A 22292-nucleotide genomic window follows, 5' to 3' on the forward strand; every position below is an offset into this window, starting at 1 on the left:
CGGTCAAAACAGCGTGTAAACGAACGGCGCCATGACAGAGCCTTGCGCCAGAACTAGCAAAGCGGCTATGACAACCATGAGAAGAATTGGGGGGCCGAGCCACATCTTTTTGCGAACACGCATGAAAGCCCAGAGCTCCTTGATGAAGAGAAACATATGCGCCTCAGAACTGGTGTGTGAAGGACTGAGCTGTCGGACCTGGCGGGTTACGATTGATCCAGTAACTTGCGACCGGTCGTCGCTTCAAATGAAGCTCATCGCGCCCGAGCAAGCGAGCGACGAAGGCGATCGGTACTAGAAGCCCGAAATAGATGATGCCCAGAACCAGCGGGCTGACTATCCGTCCAAGCAGCTCGCCGAAGTAGAACCAGAGTAGGTTGAGCGGCGCAAGAATTCGCGGGACGGTCAATGCTACGCCGCCGAATGCGACACCAACAGCAAAGAGTGACACGTAAGCGGCAGCGATTTTCCCCTTGATGGCCGCGCATGCGCCCAACGCAAGAAATACGGCGCAAAATGTCAGGCCGAAGCGTCGGCTGGACGGCAGTTTGGCCGGCACTCTCATGCTATGCCTCCTGCTACGTAGCCGACTCACAAGAATGGCCGCGCTGTGGCTATCTGAGCCAGACGTCCGGGCGACATCATTCCAAGGGCGACTGCTCCCGCGACGGTTCCGTTCGTCTCCGCGTAGAGCCAGCCTGTGTTGGATGGCTGCAGAATCGCTGTGACGTGGACAGGTAGATACCGCGCGAGATCATCGACCGGTTGCCACAGCGCCGCCACCCTGAGGATATGGATAATGTTGAGGAGAGGCGCGACAGAGCGCCAATTCAATGGATCTGTCCCGAAGCATGCCCTGACCAATCGCTTGAATGTCGCGGACAGAGAACGATGAAATCCGAAACCAATCGTCAGCAGAGCGTTCTTCACCGAAGCCCTCGTTAATGCATCCACACAATGCAGTGTTCTAAATACCGCTGCGAACTCTTTTGAGAGGTCGCACTGCCTAGCGTCCCTGCAGCGGATGAACCTAGGGCCGCCGCCTGGCTCGTTCACGCGCATGCGAGTGAAGCGGACATGCCAAGCGCGCCTCTTCGCTGTCTTCTCCGGGTCGACCTTCAGCGCTTGCTCGATAAGCAGCTTATTGCGGATAGGTTGCTTAGCGGAGCCCGTGATGTCTGCGACCTTGCGAGTGGTGACGGTACGCATGCTCCCCTCGGAGTTCCCTGCTGGCGTTGACGGCGCTCGGCCAAGGTTTGGCAATGATCGTGCCAACTGCGTCAGGGAAACAGATCCGTGCGTTTGAAAGCAGATAGTGCGCGCGAGCGGCCTCTCCGAACATTGTTGTAATCCCGACCTAGCCGCAGACCGCTGTTACAAACCCGACAATGTCGGACATCAACAAGAGCCTGCGTTTGCTGGTAGTGATGACAGTCACCAGCGCGCGCTCACCAGGACAGCACCGGCTCCGCGATTGCAGACTCGATTCGTTCGGATCGAGGTCGCCCGATAAAGCTCGAACGTGAATGGACAAGACGGACGCCTCAGCTTCTCATCCAGCAAAAGCGGCCGCAGGAGCGTCGGCATCGCGCCGCCCCTAGGGGGCGGGACGCGGAATCGACTGCTGTCCTTAAGAGCGATTAACAAAGACGACCGCTTAACCTGAGGCGCTCGGCGCCAATCCTGTCGCCTGGTTCATCGATGTAGTGATAGGTATCATCAACGGACGGCCAAATCGCGTCGACCAGCTACCGCCCTGGACCTACCGCACTCAATATCTCAAGGCGGTAGCCTGAGGACGACGGAAATTCTCGGGTAATCGAACATGATCCGCTACGTCGGGTGACCGAAGTGCCTGGGTGCTTAATCCTGAGGTCAAGTGGATCCGATCGCATCGCGTCCACGACAGTGATGTTCGGCGGACGTGCCGCTGCGCTCGCAGTTAATCTGCCGAACACAATACAGAACGACTTTTTTGGGGGCCTGTCTTGCGGAATTGGCACGACTCTTGAGTTTCGCTCATTGCGCGGCGGCAGGAGCAGCCAACCGGCCTCACTTACTGATCTTCGCATTTGAGAAGGAGATAACAATGAAGACCGATATGCCACCCTATGGTGTGACCGAACTAACTCCTGAAAAAGGCGATCCCAACTTCGAAGGTGGCCTTTGACCGTTTGTGGGCGCAGTTGACGGATTGGTGTAGCAGCCGCTGTCGCCATATATGCGCACGTTTGGTCTTGCACCTAAGCCGCACGGTTGGATCTGAAGAACATAAGTGGCGCAAACGCCATCATGAATGCGGATTAGCAGCTTCCAGGGCGTTCGAGAAGACGGCGTTCAGGCGTTCATCTGCTTTGGCAATCAACGGGTTAAGTCATGGATCGTCTGGACTTTCTTCGGACAAACATAGCGAACAACGAGCTGCCAACCTATGTCTACGGCTATCCTTCGAAGCGAGCATATCGGGCTTTTTCCCAGCCACTCCGCATAACCGATGTCGTTGAGCAGGCCGATCGCTCAAAGCAAATCAACATCTATATCCATATTCCGTTCTGTCGCTATCGCTGCACCTATTGCACGCTCTTTCTTACAACGCGCCATGGAGGAGAGACCGGGGAGTCTTACGTTGCTCGACTGGTGGAGCACATCGCTCGATATGGAGAATACTTCGGAGATCGGGAGGTTGCGAGTATCTATTTCGGCGGCGGCACTCCAACTCTTCTGACGCAGCATCAATTCGGCGCGCTTTTCGCCGCCCTCGATGCAGCCTTTCCAAAACGAAGCCGGCGATGTGAGACGACGGTCGAGAGCACGCCAGACTCTTTCGACAACAACCTCCTGGATTGCCTGAAGGCACTTGGCGTCGACCGAATGAGCATGGGTATCCAAAGCATGGAGCCCGGCGAGCTTGCGCACTCTGGCAGGCCATATTCGCTCCAGACTGCAAAAGCGGCAATCAACGCCCTTATCGCGCGTTTCTCTCACGTCAATCTTGATCTGATCTACGGCTTGCGTGGCCAAACCCGTGACTCTTTGATCTCTTCGCTTGGCCGGGTGCTCGACTATGAGCCGCAGACACTCTCTCTGTATCCCGTTGTTGTTCGTCCGATGACGAGCATCACTATGTCGAAGGCGCACAATCCTGAACTGTTCCTCTCTGAGGCGGAAAAGTATGAGGTCTACGATCAGAACGTTGCACTGATGGCGTCCAAAGGTTACCGCCAGGAATCCTTCACACGCTTCACCAGGATTGCTGGCGATCATGCCTACCGGCAGGAGGTGTCGGATTTTAAGGGAACGCCCCTGCTAGGACTGGGGGCCGGCGCCAGAAGCTATTTTGGCCAATATCATTGTAGTACGGACTACGCCGTAGCCTCGAGTGCGGCTTCGCCCATCATCAACGCCTTCTCGGCTCGCCCCTTCGATCCCGACGCGATAGCCTCGCACGGAATCAGGCTGACGCAGGAAGATCTTCGGTGTCGTTACGTTCTGCTTGGCCTCACGTTGTCAGCTTTGAGCAGAAGTAATTACGCTGCAGAATTCGGACGAGCGCTCGCGGCTGATTTTAGCGAAGAACTCGAGGCGCTTGAATCTTTGCAACTCGTGAATTTGGCAGAGGGTGACGCTTATCAACTGACTCGAACGGGGTTTAAGTACTCTAGCATCATAGCTCGGATGTTTTACTCCGCCAGGATGGCGGCCCTCGAGCAGCAATATCAGGCAGCGTAAGGTCCGGCATGCAAAAGATGGCGAAGGACTCACCCTTTTGGTGGGATTCGGGCTACGCTGACCACGACGTGTCGTGTATGGGTGGTCCGAGTCCCGAAATCTTCGAGATAACCCCGGCTCTGCGCGCCAAGAGTGTGATCGTCGAGCTCGGTTGCGGCGAGGGACGCAACGTTCTCTATTTGGCCCAGCTTGGTCATCAGGTCGTCGCAAGCGATATATCTGAAGCCGCTATCTCCAAACTGAATCGGCTCGCAGGAGCTCTGGGCGTGAATATAACGAGCGCTGTCGCTCCTGTTGAAACATTCCAGTCGCCTGCTTACCTCGACGTCTTTATAGCGCACTGCGTGTTGCATTTTACGGAACGGACCATCTGGAGGCCCCTCGTGACGGAATTGATGGATCGGACACGGCCTGGAGGGTTCCACTGCTTCACCAACACGCTTGATCAAGCAGATCATCCTATCCCTGAGGAGAGTTTGGCATGCGGTCACAAGAAATCGTTCTCGCGTGGAGAGCTTGCGGCGATCTATGCGCAAGGCGGCTGGGAGATCTTACGGTCCGATCACTACATTAAATGGGACTCGCACCCCGGCATTCCAATTCATTCTCACTGCATCGAGAAAGTTGTGGCTCGTAAGCCAATTGGATCTGAAAATCTCTCGCGAATGAGAGCTGAGCCCATTAAGGCAGCCGGAGTAATCCCGGCCAAACAGTTTGATAACTTGAAACTTGGCACACAACGCGCTGCTGCAATTGAAATGTTTGGTTGGCCATCAGGCGGGCAGATGATGACAATCACTCAGAAGACAGTTGGAGGCAATAATCAAGAAGCCATATCCGACGGATACGTGCGTGAGGATATGATTTATGGCAATCACGGCTTGCAGTTCGTTAACGGCACGCTCGCCGGCAAGTATCGATACTTTACGCCCCCGAAGCGCTTAATCATTCGAGATGCGTGATCCTCGAACGTAAGTTCTCACTAGTCGCCTTGGCCGCTGAGGGTTCGCATTGCCCTTCCAGCTCAAAGAACAATAATTGCAAGCTTGCGAGGCCGCTGGAGCAAGAGATGAACTATTTCGCAAGAGAGCGGCGACGTATTCAATCCTGAATCGCCGAGCATGCGGCGCGCGCTTTGTGTCCGTCATCAGACTCATCGCGTTTCAAATTCGCCATCCTTGACAGGAGAAGACGACATCGCCAGCGAAAACCGCAGGCGGTGCGCATCGCGTCTGCTGGCCTCGATCCTGCACACTACAAGCAGCGTGGAAGCGGCGCCAACAACATCGTCCATTCGGGCCTCGTTCCAAGCTGGCGCGCGCGTTGTGTTTCGTGAGGTGAGATGCGATCTGGAGTTCTTTCTTGGGGTGCCGCAACAGCAGCGCTCGTTGCAAGCGGAGCGGTCAATTCGGCAGATCTTAAGCCGGCAGTAAAAGTCCCACCGGTGCGGTGGAGCTGGACCGGAGGATATTTCGGCGCGCTCGTTGGTGGGGGCTACGGCCGGACATCATTCAGTGATCCGTATGGTCCGTCACTCTACGGAGACGTCGTTGATACCCCAGTGTTCCTGCTGGGAGGCCAGATGGGCTACAATTGGCAGAAGGACCGCTGGGTCTTTGGCGTTGAGGTGGATGCCAGTGGCGCCGCGTCAGACGGTGCAAATACCTGTCTTGCCGCCTCTGGATCAATTGTAAGCGCAAACTGCAATGCGAGCCCAAACCTCTTTGTCACCGGCACCGGTCGGCTCGGTTACGCGTTTGGCTCGCAGGGATATACGCTGGCTTATCTCAAAGGAGGTGTGGCCTGGCAACACAACCAGGGGGATGTCGTCAACAACAACGAATTTGGCTGGGCGCCACAGAATGCAACTCATTTCGAGTATGGTCGGGTCGGTGGCACAATCGGCGCCGGCGTCGAGCAGGCGATCACGCCTGCATGGTCCGTTGGACTTGAGTACGATTATCTGTGGTTTGGTGGACCAAGTGTGGCAACCCCTCCGACCGCACGGCTTCCGTTGGCAACGGTCCCAGCCAACATCACCCACCCGTCCAGCAGCTATCATATCGGCAAAATTGCTCTGAATTATCATTTCGATGCCGATCCAAGGACGCCGGGCTGGTTTGATACGCCGCCATACGGGGCAAGGCCGACTGTCAGCGCGTCGCCGATTGCCTTCACTCGGGGTTGGTCGTTGGAAAGCGGCACACGGTTATGGCTGAGCCGAGGAAGGTTTCAATGGGGCGCCGGGAGCGAGCTCGTATCAAGGCTCACCTATCACAAACTGGATGGGATCTCCGGTGAGTTGTTCGAACGCGTGGACAGCCCGTGGGGGATATTCCTGAAGGGCAATATCGGCTTCGGCCGCATCAACAACGGAACCATGAACGATGAAGATTGGGGCGCTGCCTTCGCCTATTCCAACACGACATCGGGCCAGACGAACGGAAGGTTCATGTACTACACGGCCGACGCGGGCTACGATTTTTTGCGCGGCACCACCTTCAAGGTCGGTGGGTTTATGGGCTGGACCTACTACGGACAGAAATCTGACACGACAGGATGCGCGCAGATCGCGTCCTCGCCGCCATGCTATCAAGCAGTCGGCGGAAAGATGGTCATCGGCAGTCAGGACACTGATTGGAATGCGCTGCGCGTCGGTCTGAGTGCTGAAACCATGTTGCTCGACCGTTGGCGCGTGAGCGCCGATGTTGCTTACCTGCCCTGGACAGACTTCCAGGGCCGTGACAACCATCTGTTGCGGGATTTGACGTTCTTCAGCGATCAACGCGGGAGCGGTGGCAGTGGTGTGCAGGTCGAAGGGATCCTGTCTTATCTCATCACCGATAACTTCAGCCTCGGCGTCGGCGCCCGTTATTGGGCCATGTGGACTCCAAAACATAGCGAGATACTCCCCAATAAAGCCCAAAAGGAGGGGAGCTCTCCAGTTGCCGAGGGGGCCTTTCCTGCGAACTATCGCATGGAGCGATGGGGTACGTTCCTGCAGGCCTCCTACAGGTTTGACTGAAACTGCTCGCTCGCCGCTCTAAGCTACGGAAGCCGCGACTATACATGACGAAATCGCGGATCCCAGGATTCGATTCAGGTGGAGACCAAGAATAAAGCTGCAAGCTTTCGGGCCTTTCAAGCCCGCAAGCTTGCATTGATTTACTGAAGGTGACGGCCAGGCCGCCGTTGGGGCGGTGCTGCGTTATTCCAATCGATCTTTGTTGTCAGAGCGCCCGCCGACCTTGAGACGAACCAATTCGCAAGAGAGCGGTGACGTATTCAATTCGGAATCGCCGAGCATGCGGCACGCGTTTTGTGTCCGTCATCAGACGCATCGCGCTTCAAATCCGCCATCCTTGAGAGGAGAAAACGACATCGCCAACGAAAAACCGCAGGCAGTACGCGTCGTGTGCACTGGCCTAGATCCTGCAGACCTTAGACGGCGTGGAGGCGGCGCCAACAACATCGGCCATTCGGGCTTGGTTGCAAGATGGCGCGCGCGTTGTGTTTCGTGAGGTGAGATGCGATCTGGAGTTCTTTCTTGGGGTGCAGCAACAATTGCGCTCGTTGCAAGCGGTGCGGTCAATTCGGCAGATCTTAAGCCGGCAGTAAAAGTCCCACCGGTCCTGTGGAGCTGGACCGGAGGATATTTTGGCGCGCACGTTGGCGGCGGCTACGGCCGGACATCATTCAGTGATCCGTATGGTCCGTCAATCTATGGGGATGTCGTCGATACCCCAGTGTTCCTGCAGGGAGGCCAGATCGGCTACAATTGGCAGAAGGCCAATTGGGTCATTGGCGTTGAAGTGGATGCCAGTGGCGCCGCGTCCGACGGCACGAATACCTGTTTTGCCGTCTCCGGATCTGTTGTGAGCGCAACCTGCAATGCGAGTCCGAACGTCTTTGTCACCGGGACCGGTCGCCTGGGTTATGCGTTTGGTTCGCAGGGCCATACGCTGGCTTATCTCAAGGGAGGTGTGGCCTGGCAACACAATCAGGGCGATGTCGTCAACAACGACGAATTTCGTAGCGAAGACCACCCCGATGGCTTGGCGTCACAGAATGCCACTCATTTCGAGTACGGTCGGTTCGGCGGCACAATCGGTGCCGGCGTTGAGCAAGCGCTCACGCCTGCATGGTCCGTTGGACTTGAGTACGACTATTTGTGGTTCGGCGGACCCGGTGTGGCAACCCCTCCGACTGTACAGCTTCCGTTGGCAACGGTCCCTGCCAACATCACCCACCTGTCCAGCAGCTATCACATCGGCAAAATTGCTCTGAACTACCATTTCGGTGCCGACCCGCGGACGCCGGGATGGTTCGATACGCCGCTACAGGCGGCGACGCCGCCCGTCAGCGCGCTGCCGACTGCCTTTACTCAGGGATGGTCGCTGGAAAGCGGCACACGATTCTGGCTGAGTCGCGGAAGGTTTCAATGGAATCACGGGGGCGAAGTCACAGGGAGCGATCTCGAATCAAGGATCACGTATCACAATCTGGATGGGATCTCCGGTGAGTTGTTCGAACGCGTGGACAGCCCGTGGGGGATCTTTCTGAAGGGCAATATTGGGATGGGGCGCTTCAACAACGGCAATACGAACGATGAAGATTGGGGTGCTGACACCTTCGCCTATTCCAACACGACATCGGGCCAGACGAACGGAAGGTTCACGTACTACACGGCCGATGCGGGCTACGATTTCTTGCGCGGGACCGCCTTCAAGGTTGGCGGGTTTATGGGCTGGACCTATTACGGCCAGAAATCTGACACGACAGGATGCGCGCAGATCGCCTCCTCGCCGCCGTGCCATCAAGCCGTCGGCGGTAAGGTGGTCGTGGGCAGCCAGGACACTGATTGGAATGCGCTGCGAATCGGCCTCAGCGCTGAGACCGTGTTGCTCGACCGTTGGCGCGTCAGCGCCGATGTTGCCTACCTGCCCTGGACAGATTTCCAGGGGCGCGACAACCATCTGAGGCGCCCATTGACGACTTTCGAGAATCAGCGCGGGGGCGGTGGCGGTGGTGTGCAGGTCGAAGGAGTCCTGTCTTATTTCCTCACCAACAATTTCAGCGTCGGCGTCGGCGCCCGGTATTGGGCTATGTGGACTTCAAGACATAGTAAGGAACTCGACACCCGTTCCGAGACGGAGGACAGTTCTCCTGTCACCGCAGCACCTAATCCTGCGAACTATCGCATGGAAAGATGGGGCACATTTCTGCAGGCCTCCTACAAGTTTGATTGAAACTGCTCGCTCGCTGCTCTAAGCTTCCGAAGCCGCGACTATAGATGACGAAATCGCGGTCGTGGGGCTGGAGTCGGGCGAAACCGAGAATCAAGCTGCGCACTTTCGGGCTGTTCAAGCCCGAAAGCTTGCAATCGATTTACTGAAGGTAAAGGCCAGGAGCCGTCCAAACCATCGTTTGATGTCAGAGCGCCCGCCGCAGTTCGGACGTCACTAACTCTCTGCAAGGTGGAACGTCAGACGCAGTCCTGCCATTTTCAGGTTCGATCCGTCTGCCACAGCCAGCCAATTCGTAGCGATTGAGGGCTCATCTCGCGGTGTTGCCTGGAGTATCGGTCCGCTTAAGCGTTACCTTCAACGCCTGGCGCGTATCCATTCGGCGCAGGCCGCAGAGTCACCGGACGAGCGGTCCACGACTTTCATTGTAGAACCTGATCAGCTCGATCAGGTTTTCGATTGTGAAGTCCGTGAACGCCTTGACGCTGTCTTCGCCGACGCCTCAGACTCAGATCACCCCGTGCTCGGTCTCCATTTCATTTCGAGATGTAGCCACACCTCGTCTTCCGAGCTCGACCCCGAGGTGATGGCCTGATGGACCTTGTTCACGTGTACAGGTTCTGCTGGCCGCTGATGCCGAGCCGGGCGACGAGGAGATCGCCGCGAGTGTTGGCGTGAGCGGTTCAACCGCGTAGCGGACCAAGGGCCGCTTCGTGGAAGGCAATATGGAGCGGGCGATGAGCGAAGAGCCGCGTTCCGGACACAACCCTAGAAGCCCAGCCGCACGAGCACCACAAGTGAACAGGCCGAAAACTACCACCATAGCTGCATGGCTCTTGCACACTACGTGCGTCACTTCTTGGAGAGCACCACCTCCACAGTTCTGTAGGCTCAATGCTCCGGTCCGCAATGATGTCCATTGTCAGGTCAACCCGCGATATCGATCGGTCTTGAAGTAGCGTACCGGAGCGCTCGTTTGAGCTCCGCAAACTGCTGGAACATGACAATGATTGCAATCATTCCAGCACCCAGCTCAGCGATTGCTTGACTGGCCAACAGTCCGTTGAAACCCGATATGACCGGCAACACCAGTATGGCCGGTATGAAGAAATACCCGTGCCTCGCCAAGGATACGATCACACTGAGGCGTGCTCTCCCGAACGACTGAAGCATCGTCGTCACGAAACTCTCAATACCAAAAAGCCAAAAAAAGAGATGGAAAACGATACAGGACAAGACGGCAATTTCAGTGACGTTCTCGTTATCGCTGAACAGTTTGACCAAAGGTCGGGCAAAACTCACAACGGCCGCGGAATACGCAACCGAGAGCGCGACAGTTATGGACAGCATGAGCTTTGCGGCCTTCCATACGCGGGGAAGATCGCGTGCGCCCCAACCGAAACCCAGGACAGCTTGAGAGCCCATACAAAAGCCGGTGACAGGCAGTGCGCCGATCGTCAGCAATCGCACAGCTATTCCCATGGCCGCGATGCAGTCGTCTCCGAACGGCGCAGCAGCTCCGTACAGGAGCATGGAGGCAGTGGCAGACAAAATGCCGGTCATGGTGGCTGGCGCACCTATGAACGCGATCTGTCTGATGCGACTTGTTTGCAATGAGACGTAAGAAATCTTGACGAGGACTATCCCGCCTAGCTTCGCAAAATGCGCAATGTAGAGGCTAATGGCAGCGATCTGAGATACCAGCGTTGCGAGGGCTGCGCCTCGCACACCGAGGTTGAGTAAGAAGATGAAGGCCGGATCGAGCACCGCGTTCAGTATGAAGGCGGTAAGCATCGTCCACATGCTGAAACGTGTGTTGCCCTCGGCTCTAACGATGAAGCCGTTGACGATGTTTAGAAGCATCAGGGTGTACCCGAACAATAGCGTCGCCGCATAGTCGAGCGCCACGGGCATGATGGTTGGAGTTGCCCCGAGCGTTACGAAGATCCGTCGCAAGTTTAGCAGTAAGAGAACCGTAAACATGATACCAATCGGAGCGGCCAGGGCCAGCGCGGTACTCGCGCCCCTACTTGCCTCCAGGTACTCACCAGCACCAAGATGGCGAGATATGAACGAGGCTGTTCCAACACCGATTCCCTGACCGACTGCCGTCAGCAGGACCACGACGGGCAAGGTCATGCTGACAGCTGCGATCGCCTGCGCACCAAGTGCACCAACAAAGATCGCATTGACGGCCTGCTGTACCGCGTTGATCGATAGGCCAACAATAGACGGAATTGCGAGCCGCAGGATAAGGCTCGCCAGATTGGGATCCGATAGATCGATGTTCTGCTTCTTCTTTGCCATCACATCTCGATCGCACTCGACCGCTACTTCCGCATCCGGCTCATTCATGGATGACGGTGTCGCCGGCTCTTCCGAATTCGCTGATCGTCAGCAACAGCTCCTGTTGCAACACCGTGCAAAGATTATGGGTCACCTCATAACCGATCTGGGTTGGATCATACCTTGTTTCAATCTGTAGACGGCCGGCTTGATATCCGACGTCGAACCAGAAGAGGTGGCTCGCGGCGGCTTCATCCATGTCTTCGCCGATCCAGATTGGAGACGGGTCCTGGGCTAGGAGGCGGCGCGGAAAATGGTGCTGCAAACCCGCTCGATAATTCAGTCCGATTTTAGGTAAGGGCAGACGATCGATCCGGCTCCGCACGGCTGGATCTCGGTTTACAAATTTCAAAACCCGAAATCCTACTCCGCTGCGCGGCAGGGCATTGCGCTGGCGGTTTATTGAACGAGCACGATCGGGACGAGCCTCCGTTCCGGCGAGACTCAAGGAAAGCGGAACGAGCTCGCTGATATGGCCAATGATCTGCGATGGATCGATATCTTCAAACAGCCGACCTCGGGTCGAGGTAAGGCTATCAATCCAGAGCGAATAGTTGCCGAAAACACGCCCACAGGCGCCGGATATCGCGGCAAGAAATACGTCGATGTCCTTACAATGCGTCGATCTGGCTGTAATATTGAGCAGATCAGCTGTCGCTTCTTTGCCAATCTCCAGATGATGCTTGGCCTGATCTTCCCAAAGGACCCGGCAATTCGCGTCATCCGCTCGACCTTCAAGGCGTGCATAGTGAAGCTCTCTCGCGGTCACTTGCGAAAAGCTCGCGCTACCCGCCGACGTGGGGCTGACATGTAAATTGAACCGATCGTAGTCGATCCTCTCCCAGTATTCGAGTTCGGCTGGCGCCTCGCTGTTCGCGTACTGCTCAAGGCGCTTCAACCATGGAGAGAGCATTTGCATGGTCTCGGGGCCGCTTACGGCGTGGCCTGAGCCAAGAGCGTCGTAGGCCGCATCCAATGCTTCAAGGAACAGTCGATAGCCTATCCCGTCCGCTACAAAATGATGCATCAAGACCAGAAGATAGTAATCGCCGCTTTCCGATGTGCGGAACACCGTGACGTTAACAAGAGGCGTCTGGCCGTCAAAACGAAACATATGTTGACGTCTTGCTGAGATGCTCTCGATTGCCTTACGCTGCCGCAGGCTGGTCAATCCGCCAAGATTGATCTCCTCCACGAGACGTTCGGCCACGGAAGCTGCGATCGTCAGACGTAGACCATCGTCGGTTCGGGCGATACGGAGCCTGAGGCCTTCGTGCCTATCCATGACATGAGCAAGGGCGCGCTCCAGCAGCCGGATATCCAGCATCCCGCCGGGCAGGAAGAACAGATCGCCTATGTTGTAGTGCTCATCGAAGCCGACAAGAGGCTTCCAAGATGCGATTGCGGGGGTAACCGGCAACGACCCGTCCACGGAAGGGGCGGTATGGAGTGCAACCGTCGCTCCATCTGCCGCCAATTCCCTAATTGTCGGCGTTCGATAGAGTCGGTCAACAGTAAGATTCAGCCCGGCTTTGCGCGCCAACGTGACGCAGCGCACGCTTAGAAGAGAATCTCCACCGATATCAAAGAAGACCTGATCAATTCCGACCCGCTCGACGTCCAATAGATCCTGCCAGATCCCAGCAAGAATACGCTCCTTCCTCGTGCGGGGCTCGACAGATGGAGCAGGTCCGACCTCGCGGTAAGGAACGGACGACAAGCCCGCACGATCTATCTTTCCGCTTGTCGTGAGGGGGATATTGTCAACAAAACGGAAGGCGGCGGGAGTCATGTAGGATGGCAATGAGTGCTTAAGATGGGCGACAATCTCTTCCGAGCTTAGACTGTCGCGCGCGGGGATCACGCTGGCGATCAAACGACGATCGCCGTCCATGCCATCTGCAGCGACCGCGGCCTTTGTGATTGCGGGATGAGACTCAAGAGCCTTTTCCACCTCCTCCAGCTCAATCCGATGCCCCCGTACCTTGATCTGATTGTCCGATCGGCCGCAAATCTCGAGAAGGCCCCTGGTTGAGATGCGGGCAATATCGCCGCTTCGATAAAGGACGCTGTACTGTCCGTCACCATAAGGATTTGGCACGAAGCAACGTGTTGTCCGCTCTTGATCCCTCCAGTACCCAGCGCTTACGCAGCGCCCCGCGATGCAGAGCTCACCGGCGGCTCCGACAGGGACTCTCTTCAACGCGGCATCGAGCACGTAGAGTTTGACGTTATCGATTGGGCGCCCAACGGGGACGAGCGACACGCCGTCGTCGGCATCCGACGTTTTGTAGACTGCGGCGTTGGACGCACATTCCGTGGCACCATAGAAGTTCCACAACGGCACGTCCGGGAAGTGCGTACGCCAGCGAACTGGGAGCGAAGATGACATCGCTTCAGCGCTGCTTGTGACGAACCGCAAGGAAGTGGATCTTGGCTGCCGCTCTTGGGAGGCAACGAGGCCGCTCAGGAGTGGCGGCGAGGCAAATAAGTGTGTCGCGCGACGTTCCGCCAACGTGCTCAACAGCAGATCTGGATCCAGCAACTGCCTACGGGTCAGGATCAGCGCAGGCACACCTCTTAGAAGTCCACCGAAGTATTCCCAAGCGGACGCAACGAGTGATGCGGACTTCTGGACAACCATCACGTCGGTGCGCTCGAACGGAGCGGTTCGCCACATCCAGTTCAGTCGATTAAGAATTGCCGACTCCGGTATGAGAACCCCCTTCGCCCTCCCGGTCGAGGACGACGTGTATATAAGGCTCGCAATTCCCTGATCTGATGGTTTGTCGCCGCACTCAGACTCGTGCGCGAGCGTGCCGCACCCTTCTAGGGTCAACAGGCAAATCGACGGCAGGTCAAAACCAAGGTCAGTGGTACTTGCGTGAACCAAAACCTTTGCCCGACTATCTCGCAGGATATGGTCCATCCGATCACGCGGATAATCCGGCGATATGGGGACAACGATGGATTGCAAGGCTCGTGCCGCAAGAATAACAGCGGCGACGTCAGGCGACCGGTCGACCAGCATGGCGACCCTGTCGCCAGCCCCCACCTCAGACGCCTCCAGTAAGGACCTGATTGCTGTTACGCGCTCACGCAGATCGCCGAATGTGATCTCACCGAAATCACCAAAATATGCCACTTGGCTGCGATGAGAGGCGCCGATTTGCTCGAACGCTTCGACCAGTGGACATTCAGTCGCGTATGACTGCGCCGAGCCGTGCAGCGAGTCCAGCATAACGACATCCGCCCCGCTGAGACAGCTCAGATCCTTAACGGGCGCAAGTGGATTCTCAACGCAGGCCGCAATCAGACAGCGCATATTATCAGCCATACGGACGATGAGATCTCTGGAGAGGATGTCTTCGGCATATGCTAGCTGGAGAGCGATTTCATCGCCCTGATCTTGTGCGTACAAGGTCAGATCGAATTTTACATAGCCGGTGTCGTATTCGCGGAATGTCAGATTGCACTCATGCTGATCCGGTGGCTCCGCGGCCTCGGAGTACATGTTGAACATGACCCGGAAGATCGGCGATCGTTCCGCTTCGCGATATAGCCGGCTATCCCTTACCATCCAACCGAACGGGTATGCCGAATTTGCGATGGCATCGCTGACCAGGCCCTGGACGCGCAAGGCATGAACCGCAAAGGACTGACCGACATCGATCGCGGAACGGATTGGCAGCATATTCAGGAAAAAGCCGACAATGTCGGCACTGCCGGGTTGATCCCGTACGACTTGCGGTATGCCGACGATTATATCGTCCTGACCGCTGTACATCCGTAGCAGCAGCTTGAAGCACGCAAGGAGCGTTGTCGACGTTGTGCATCTATGTTGGCGCGCAAACTCCCGTACCTGATTGGAGAGCTCGCTGCCGAGCAGCTCCGCATGCGAGGCGCCGCGGTGAGACTTCGTCCGCGGTCGCGCTTGTCCTGTTCCAAGCGAAAGCACCGGCGGATCATCACCAATCTGACGGCGCCAATAGCTGCGTTGGTTGGCCAGCGTCTCTGGGGTCGCGTGCTGTTTTTCCCAGACCGCGTAGGTCGAAAGCGAGGCGCGGTCCTTTGGCATGGACGCCGCGGCATCCAGGTATCTTTGTCGAAGGTCTCTGAGCAGAACAGAGATGGACCAAGCATCGATAATAATTTCGTGAGCGGTGATCAGTATCAGATGGTGGTCAGGGCGAAAACGGATCATGCGCGCGCGAAACAGATGACCTTGGCTGAGATCAAAGCTACCGCTCAGCTCTGTTTGCCGTAACTCTGCGATCAGCTCCTCGGCTTGCTGTGCCGTGAGATGAGATGCATCAGTCAAACCAAGATTTGCGCATTGCGGATCATCAAAAAGCTGAACCGGACGATCCTCGTCGATAAAGCGCGCAGAAAGTGCCTGATGGAAATGAACGACATCGGTCCAGGCACGGTTGAATGCGACCAGATCGATGAAGCCTCTTATTCGCAGGCCGCCTTGAATGATGTAGTTCCTGGCAGACGGATCGAGCTGGGAAAGAAACCATAGGTGTTCCTGAACTCGCGTTAGAGGTGCTCGCGCAAGCTTTCCGTACGCGGGGGCTGTGCACGGTTTGGATTCGACTCGGGACGCGATCGAAGCCGCAAGAGACCGTACAGTTCCATTCAGGACCAGCCTGAAATCCGTTCTCACTCCGAGCTGGGTCTGCAATTGACCCAATATGAGCATTGCTCGGAGCGAGTCGCCGCCGAGGCTTATGAACTGATCATTCACGCCAATGTTCTCAATGCGCAGAACGCCTGCCCAAATTTGCCACAGCTTGGCTTCGAGCTCTGTTCGCGGCCCCTCGAACGGCGTCGGCAATAAAGGACGAACACTGGTCGGGTCCGGCAATGCGCCAAAATCGACTTTTCCGTTTCTGGTCCGCGGAATACAGCCGACGTGGATGATCCTTTCCGGGAGCATGTAGGTCGGAAGCGTTTCGGCAACAAAGTTCTTAAGCTCGGTTTCCGTCACTTCAGCCGGAGCCGACACATACGCGATTAGCTGTCTCGATCCAGTTTCCCGCTCCGCGCTTGTTATGTCTCGCGCCATAAGTTTTACGCCTGCGCAGACGGAGGCGACCGCGACAGCGCCATGTACCGAATGATGGGCACAGAGGCGGGCCTCGATCTCTCCCAGCTCAATTCTGTGCCCACGGATTTTGACCTGACGGTCCCGTCGACCGAGGCATTCCAAGAGACCATCGGAACGGACGCGCCCGAGATCACCTGTCCTGTATAGGCGCCGGAACCCCGGGTTGTTGGAGAACGGGTTTGGCCCAAAGGCATCCTTGGTGCGAACATCGTCGTTGACGTAACCAGCCGCGACACCCACGCCGCTCACACAGATGTCGCCGACCTCTCCCGTGTCGCACAGACGAGATCCATCGGTGACATAGACCTCAAGGTTCGCAATCGGCTTGCCGATCGGCACATAAGTGTCAGCCACCGCGGGCGGTACTGAAACCAGATTGTGCGTAACGCCGTCGGCGCACTCGGTCGGCCCGTAGTGGTTGAGAATGGGGACCTGCGGATATAAGGCAAGCCATGCGCGCGCCAGTCCGGGTGTCAGCGGTTCTCCAACCGTAGAGATAATCCGCAAACTTTCCAGGGCTCTCTCAGCCGCCGCAAGGGGCTGCAGATATTCAACAAATACTGCAAGCATTGACGGGACGAATTGAGCAACCGTCACGCTGTGCCCTTGAATTGCTTTAAGAAGAGATACTGGCGATTTCAGTGTCGCATCATCAATGATCGCGATACTGGCTCCGACGCAAAGCCCTGACAGAAGTTGCCACAGCGAGATGTCAAAGCAATGCGATGCCGTCTGCGCGATGCAATCCGTCCGAGTGAGGGCCAGGGCATCAATTTTTGCCGTCAAATGATTGTTTAAGGCTGCATGCGCAATCATTGCGCCCTTGGGCTGGCCCGTCGAACCAGACGTAAACAGAATATAGGCGAGTTCATCCGCGCTCGATGATGGCACGAACGACGAAGGCTGGCCCTCACGCAGCGCCGCCTCTATCGGCATGAATTGGGTGGAGCCTTTGCTGCTCGACCGGAACAGGCTGAGCGAATGCTGCTGGTCGGGGCCAATAATCAGAGCACAGCGGCTCTGCTCAATTATGAACGACGTACGTGAATCCGGTAAGGATGGATCGAGCGGCAAGTACGTTGATCCGGCCTTCAAAATTGCGACCACCGCCGTCGCCCAGTCGAAGCCGCGCTCCCCCCAATATCCGATGACCGCGCCCCGAGCGCCATGCTCTCGTAGCCTCCTTGCGAGGGCATCCGATCTTAGTCGCAGCGCCTCGTAGGTGAGTTCGTCTGCGCCGCTTCGCAGCGCAATTCTCTCCGGATCCGATCTCGCAAGGCGATCGATCGCCGTGATCGCCTCGATCGGTTGACGTTCCACAAACTGATTTTTTTTGGATAGATCTCGGCTAGGCATACGCGTCCCCCATCCGTCGCCTTCTGGGGCCCTTAATCAGAACACCGACGATCCTGATTGAGGGTATGCAGCGCGTAGCCCCCGGTATCGGCCGGTCATAGTGTGCCGGTTTGTCCGTTTCTTAGCTTCCCGTGCTTTGCGTTCACTACTGTTACCTCGATGATCGTCAGGGGAACGCGGCCGCAGCCTAGGGCCCCAAATTGGCGTTGGCACCTACCGGATCTTGTAGTCGACACGCGTGAGTCCGCATGGCACCCGCAACCAACGGGCGCCTGGACTTTGGTTTGGTGCTCTCCTCATGAAAGCGGACTTGGCCCTCGCAGGGCTGCGGATTCCTATGGCACTCAAGCGGTAACATCGATTGTGCAAGATCCAATGCAAACACATGTTACCGTTTCCACGAGACCAGCGTCGTTTCCACAGCCGCTGGAGGGCAGTCGTCAAGCGCTCAAAGGCGGACGAGGGACATCTTGTCGCCAATCACCGCCAAGCCGATGGTGCTCGAGCAGCTGATCGCCACATCAAGGACTCGGCGTCGGCTCAAAGGCACAAATCAGTTGCCTAAGGTCATCGCAGTTGTCGGATTCGACGGCGGTTTTGAGGTCATTCACGTACCGGCAAAACACGCGGGCTGATCACCTCGTCACCTAGATCCCGAACAGCTCTTCTTATTGAGCCGTCAATTCAACGGAGATTGCTTAATGATTATTGATAACGAAGAGGAAGTACCACCGGCTCTTTCAACCGGTGCGACGCATATGCTCATCGAGCTATGGGGAGCGAAAAACCTCGACGATCCGGACCTTGCGGAAGACGCCATCCGAAAAGCCATCCATGCGGCGAGTGCGACATTACTCCACCTCCATGTTCATAAGTTTTGTCCGGGCAACGGCGTCTCGGCAATAGCGTTGTTGGCTGAATCGCACATGACCTTACATACTTGGCCTGAGAGGTCCTACGCGGCCGTTGATGTTTTCGTATGTGGCGACAGCAATCCTGCGAGCGCCGTGCCAGTACTAGTTGAGGCCTTTCAGCCTGAACGGTCGGACGTTCGCAGCTTCCGGAGAGGTGTGTCAATCAAGCCAACCAGTTGAAGCAGATGGTCGATCCCTCGGGTGAGGGCATCGAGCTCGCTGCCTCAATCGAAAAAATATCTTGGACTAACTCTAGCATCAAAACTCGACCGCGGGGGTTGCTGACGTATGCTTATTTGTTGGCCGTCAATATCGACCATCATTAAAGATTGCACGGACTTATGGCGCAAGCCTGCCCAATGGTAGCGCCCCTCTGCCACAACTAGCACTTGCTTCGGCGCGGATGCGCCTTGGCAATGGCCATTGCCGTTTTGGATCTTCAATCGAGCGCCCTCAGGTCAGCCGCATCGCCTTCGAGCCGAGACTCAGCTCTTCGAGCTGCTTGTTCCGCACGGATCTGGCCTGGGGGACGGTGGTCGGCCGCGAGCACCACATAGACCGCCGGCAGCACGAACAGGGTGAACAGCGTGCCGATCGACATGCCAGCGACAACCACGAGCCCGATCGAGAAGCGGCTGGCCGCCCCGGCGCCGGTCGCGGTCAGAAGCGGGATCAGGCCGGTGACCATCGCGGCCGTCGTCATCAGGATCGGCCGCAGTCGGATGCGAGCCGCCATCTCGATCGCCGAGCGGCGGTCAAGCCGTTCGTTGAGCTGGAGCTCGTTGGCGAACTCCACCATCAGGATGCCGTGCTTGGTGATCAGGCCGACCAGGGTCAACAGACCCACCTGCGTGTAGATGTTCATGGTTGCTGCGCCGAAGAACAGCGGGATCAACGCACCGACAATCGCCATCGGCACCGAGATCATGATGACCAACGGGTCGCGCAGGCTCTCGAACTGTGCCGCCAGCACCAGGAAGATGATGATCAGCGCGAAGCTGAAGGTGACGGCGAGCTGGTTGCCTTCCTGCACGTATTGCCGGGAGTCGGCAAGGTAGTCGTGGCTGAAGCCCTGCGGCAGCTTCTTGGCTTCACCTTCAAGGAAGTCGACGGCCTGGCCGACGGTTACGCCGGGCATCGGCACGGCCGAGAAGGTCGCCGAGTCAAGCTGGTTGTAGTGGGTCAATGAATTCGGAGCGGTCGACGTTTCGATCGACACCACCGTCGATAGCGGCACTTGTTGGCCGGTGCTGGTCGCCACGTAGTAATTGCCGAGCGCTTCCGGCGAGAGCCGCTGGCTGCGTGGTACCTGTGGGATCACCTGATAGGAACGGCCCTCCAGGTTGAAGCGATTGATGTAATTGCCGCCGCCCAGGATCGCGAGCGCGCTGCCGATGTTCTGCATGTTGATGCCGAGATCCTGGGCCTTGGCGCGGTCGACGTTCACCTTCACGGTCGGCTGGTTGAAGGCGAGATCGCTATCGGTGACGATGAACATGCCGCTCTTGCGCGCGGCGCCCTTCAGCTTCTCCATCTGCTCATAGACGGCCTGGAAGCCCGCGGTCGAATTGATCACCATCTGCACCGGCAGGCCGCCGGGTCCACCGGGCAGCGGCGGCAGGTTGAAGGCGAACGCCTGGACGCCCTCGATCTTGCTGAGCTCGGCCTGAACCAGCGGAACCAACTGGATCGAAGAGCGCTTCCGTTCATCCCACGGCTTCAGCAACATGCCGGCGATACCGCTCTGGGGACCGTTGATGCCGTTCAGCGCGAAGCGCAGATCGGTCTCAGGAAAGCCTTGCAATTTCTTGTCGAGCTTGTCGCCATAGAAATCGAGATAGTCGATGTTGGCATATTTCGGCGCCTTGATCACCGCGAACACGATACCTTGGTCTTCCTCGGGCGCGAGCTCTTTCGAGGTGTGCATGTAGAGGAACCCGACGAGCCCAAGGATCGTCACCGCGACCAGCCCGGTAATGGCCTTATAGTCGAGCGAGCGGTCGAGCCTGCGGCCATACCAGCGCGTGACGGCGCCGAACACCTTGTTGACCAGTTTTGCAAACCGGCCCTCCTCCGTGTTTTTCAGCAGCCCCGAGCACATCATCGGCGACAGCGTCAGCGCGATGACGCCGGACACGATCACCGAGCCTGCCAGCGTGAAGGCGAATTCGCGAAACAGCGAACCGGTGAGACCGCCGAGGAAGCCGATCGGCGCATACACGGCGGCTAGCGTGATGGTCATCGAGACGACCGGACCGATGATTTCGCGCGCGCCTTGCAGCGACGCTTGCACCGGTGTCTTGCCCTCCTCCAGATGGCGGTGGATGTTCTCCACCACCACGATGGCGTCGTCGACCACGAGGCCGATCGCCAGCACCATCGCGAGCAGCGTCAGCAGGTTGAAGCTGAAGCCGAGCGCCAGCATCAGGGTACAGACGCCGATCATCGACAGCGGGATGGTGACGACCGGGATGATCACCGAGCGGAACGAGCCCAGGAACAGGAAGATCACCACGATGACGATGATGATGGCTTCGCCCAGCGTCTTCTCGACCTCATCGATCGAGGACTGAATGAACTTGGTCGAGTCGTAGGCGACCTTCATCTTCATCGACGGTGGCAGATTGCGCTCGAGCTCGGGGAACAGCGCACGCACACCGTTCACAAGAGTCAGCGGGTTGCCCTGCGGCGTTGCGTTCACGCCGATGAAGATCGCGTGCTCGCCGTTAAAGGCTACGCTCGCATCCGTGCTCTGGGCTGCAAGCTCGGCGGTGGCGATGTCCTCCATCCGCACGAAGCCGCCGTCCTTGGCCTTGACGATCAACTTCCTGAACTCGTTGACGTCGGTCAGGCCTGTGTTCGTCGTGATGTTCGAGAGGATGAGGTATCCCTTGGTCTGGCCGGCCGCAGACTGGAAGTTGTTGGCGGTGATCGCGGCCGCGACATCAGCCGGGGACACGTTGTGGCCGGCCATCTTCATCGGGTCAAGCCACAACCGCATCGCAAAGGTCTGGCCGCCCAGGATATCGGCGGACGCCACGCCATCGACGGTCGACAGCACCGGCTGCACGACGCGCGTCAAATAGTCCGAGATTGCCGAGCCCGACAGCTCCTCAGAGGAGAAGCCCAGATACATCACGGCCGTGGTCTGGCCGGTGGTCTTGGTGACGACCGGATCGTTGGATTCCTTCGGGATCAGATATTTGACCGAATTCACCTTGGCGAGCACCTCGGTGAGCCCCTGGTTCGGGTCAAAGTTCAGCTTGATGTAGACCTGGATCGTCGACGTGCCGAGCACCGAGGACGAGGTAACGTAGTCGACGCCCTCGGCGGAAGCGACCGCCTGCTCGATGGGCGTCGTGATGAAGCCCTGGACCAGGTCTGCAGACGCACCGGGATAGACGGTCGTGATATTGATGACCGTGTTCGACAGTTTCGGATACTGCCGGATCGGCAGTACCATCGCCGCGCGCAGGCCGATCAGCAGGATCAGCAGACTGACGACGACCGACAGGACCGGGCGTTTGATGAAGATATCGGTAAAGGTCATCGCGGCGAACTCGATCTCTTTTGTTTTAAGAACGTGAT

At 57.4% G+C, this 22292-nt stretch carries 13 protein-coding genes; 6 read left to right on the top strand and 7 right to left on the bottom strand.

Features of this window, described 5'->3' with window-relative positions; genetic code table 11:
• Window positions 1–3 precede the first annotated feature (3 nt).
• The 3 genes from I3J27_RS32790 to I3J27_RS32800 are packed head-to-tail and all read right to left on the bottom strand — an operon-like array spanning window position 4 to window position 1209.
• Entirely contained in the window at window positions 4–156 is a 153-nt protein-coding gene (locus I3J27_RS32790) for a DUF5989 family protein (protein ID WP_270163034.1), read from the bottom strand.
• A 7-nt stretch (window positions 157–163) separates the two neighbouring features.
• Window positions 164–565, bottom strand: a complete 402-nt coding sequence (locus I3J27_RS32795) for an SxtJ family membrane protein (protein WP_270163035.1) — start codon at window positions 563–565, stop codon at window positions 164–166.
• Window positions 566–591: 26 nt separating this feature from the next.
• A complete protein-coding gene (locus I3J27_RS32800) occupies window positions 592–1209 on the bottom strand; it encodes a hypothetical protein (RefSeq protein WP_270163036.1) in 618 nt (205 codons plus the stop codon).
• 1167 nt (window positions 1210–2376) lie between these two features.
• Here I3J27_RS32800 and I3J27_RS32805 point away from each other — a divergent pair.
• The gene (locus tag I3J27_RS32805; protein WP_270163037.1) at window positions 2377–3729 is read left to right on the top strand and encodes a coproporphyrinogen-III oxidase family protein; all 1353 of its coding nucleotides are present in this window, start codon (window positions 2377–2379) and stop codon (window positions 3727–3729) included.
• Between the two features lie 8 nt (window positions 3730–3737).
• A complete protein-coding gene (locus I3J27_RS32810) occupies window positions 3738–4691 on the top strand; it encodes a class I SAM-dependent methyltransferase (RefSeq protein WP_270163038.1) in 954 nt (317 codons plus the stop codon).
• Window positions 4692–4882: 191 nt separating this feature from the next.
• Here the strand turns inward: I3J27_RS32810 and I3J27_RS32815 are convergent, their stop codons facing one another.
• Entirely contained in the window at window positions 4883–5023 is a 141-nt protein-coding gene (locus tag I3J27_RS32815) for a hypothetical protein (RefSeq protein WP_270163039.1), read from the bottom strand.
• A gap of 48 nt (window positions 5024–5071) precedes the next feature.
• On the opposite strand from I3J27_RS32815, the gene I3J27_RS32820 reads away from it, so the two are divergent.
• Window positions 5072–6754: an outer membrane beta-barrel protein gene (locus tag I3J27_RS32820; protein ID WP_270163040.1), complete on the top strand. Its 1683-nt coding sequence runs from the start codon at window positions 5072–5074 to the stop codon at window positions 6752–6754.
• Between the two features lie 502 nt (window positions 6755–7256).
• A complete protein-coding gene (locus tag I3J27_RS32825) occupies window positions 7257–8978 on the top strand; it encodes an outer membrane beta-barrel protein (RefSeq protein WP_270163041.1) in 1722 nt (573 codons plus the stop codon).
• A 924-nt stretch (window positions 8979–9902) separates the two neighbouring features.
• Here the strand turns inward: I3J27_RS32825 and I3J27_RS32835 are convergent.
• A complete protein-coding gene (locus I3J27_RS32835) occupies window positions 9903–11330 on the bottom strand; it encodes an MATE family efflux transporter (RefSeq protein WP_270163042.1) in 1428 nt (475 codons plus the stop codon).
• Window positions 11323–17790, bottom strand: a complete 6468-nt coding sequence (locus tag I3J27_RS32840) for a non-ribosomal peptide synthetase (RefSeq protein ID WP_270163043.1) — start codon at window positions 17788–17790, stop codon at window positions 11323–11325. Before I3J27_RS32840 ends, I3J27_RS32835 begins: the two co-directional genes overlap by 8 nt.
• Before the next feature lie 470 nt (window positions 17791–18260).
• Here I3J27_RS32840 and I3J27_RS32845 point away from each other — a divergent pair, with 470 nt between their 5' ends.
• Window positions 18261–18425, top strand: coding sequence for a hypothetical protein (locus I3J27_RS32845; protein ID WP_270163044.1), 165 nt, complete (start codon window positions 18261–18263; stop codon window positions 18423–18425).
• Between the two features lie 66 nt (window positions 18426–18491).
• On the top strand, window positions 18492–18884 hold the full coding sequence (speD, locus tag I3J27_RS32850) for an adenosylmethionine decarboxylase (protein ID WP_270163045.1): 393 nt from the start codon (window positions 18492–18494) through the stop codon (window positions 18882–18884).
• 259 nt (window positions 18885–19143) lie between these two features.
• Here speD and I3J27_RS32855 read toward each other — a convergent pair whose 3' ends face one another.
• Window positions 19144–22254 (bottom strand): multidrug efflux RND transporter permease subunit, encoded by a 3111-nt coding sequence (locus tag I3J27_RS32855; RefSeq protein ID WP_270163046.1) that lies wholly within the window; start codon window positions 22252–22254, stop codon window positions 19144–19146.
• Window positions 22255–22292 lie beyond the last annotated feature (38 nt).

Source organism: Bradyrhizobium xenonodulans (assembly GCF_027594865.1).
Classification (GTDB): domain Bacteria; phylum Pseudomonadota; class Alphaproteobacteria; order Rhizobiales; family Xanthobacteraceae; genus Bradyrhizobium; species Bradyrhizobium xenonodulans.

Excerpts from the sequence above, each read along its gene's own strand:
- I3J27_RS32790 (WP_270163034.1), bottom strand. The coding sequence starts at position 156 with ATGTTTCTCTTCATCAAGGAGCTCTGGGCTTTCATGCGTGTTCGCAAA.
- I3J27_RS32795 (WP_270163035.1), bottom strand. The coding sequence starts at position 565 with ATGAGAGTGCCGGCCAAACTGCCGTCCAGCCGACGCTTCGGCCTGACA.
- I3J27_RS32800 (WP_270163036.1), bottom strand. The coding sequence starts at position 1,209 with ATGCGTACCGTCACCACTCGCAAGGTCGCAGACATCACGGGCTCCGCT.
- I3J27_RS32805 (WP_270163037.1), top strand. The coding sequence starts at position 2,377 with ATGGATCGTCTGGACTTTCTTCGGACAAACATAGCGAACAACGAGCTG.
- I3J27_RS32810 (WP_270163038.1), top strand. The coding sequence starts at position 3,738 with ATGCAAAAGATGGCGAAGGACTCACCCTTTTGGTGGGATTCGGGCTAC.
- I3J27_RS32815 (WP_270163039.1), bottom strand. The coding sequence starts at position 5,023 with ATGGACGATGTTGTTGGCGCCGCTTCCACGCTGCTTGTAGTGTGCAGG.
- I3J27_RS32820 (WP_270163040.1), top strand. The coding sequence starts at position 5,072 with ATGCGATCTGGAGTTCTTTCTTGGGGTGCCGCAACAGCAGCGCTCGTT.
- I3J27_RS32825 (WP_270163041.1), top strand. The coding sequence starts at position 7,257 with ATGCGATCTGGAGTTCTTTCTTGGGGTGCAGCAACAATTGCGCTCGTT.
- I3J27_RS32835 (WP_270163042.1), bottom strand. The coding sequence starts at position 11,330 with ATGAATGAGCCGGATGCGGAAGTAGCGGTCGAGTGCGATCGAGATGTG.
- I3J27_RS32840 (WP_270163043.1), bottom strand. The coding sequence starts at position 17,790 with ATGCCTAGCCGAGATCTATCCAAAAAAAATCAGTTTGTGGAACGTCAA.
- speD (WP_270163045.1), top strand. The coding sequence starts at position 18,492 with ATGATTATTGATAACGAAGAGGAAGTACCACCGGCTCTTTCAACCGGT.
- I3J27_RS32855 (WP_270163046.1), bottom strand. The coding sequence starts at position 22,254 with ATGACCTTTACCGATATCTTCATCAAACGCCCGGTCCTGTCGGTCGTC.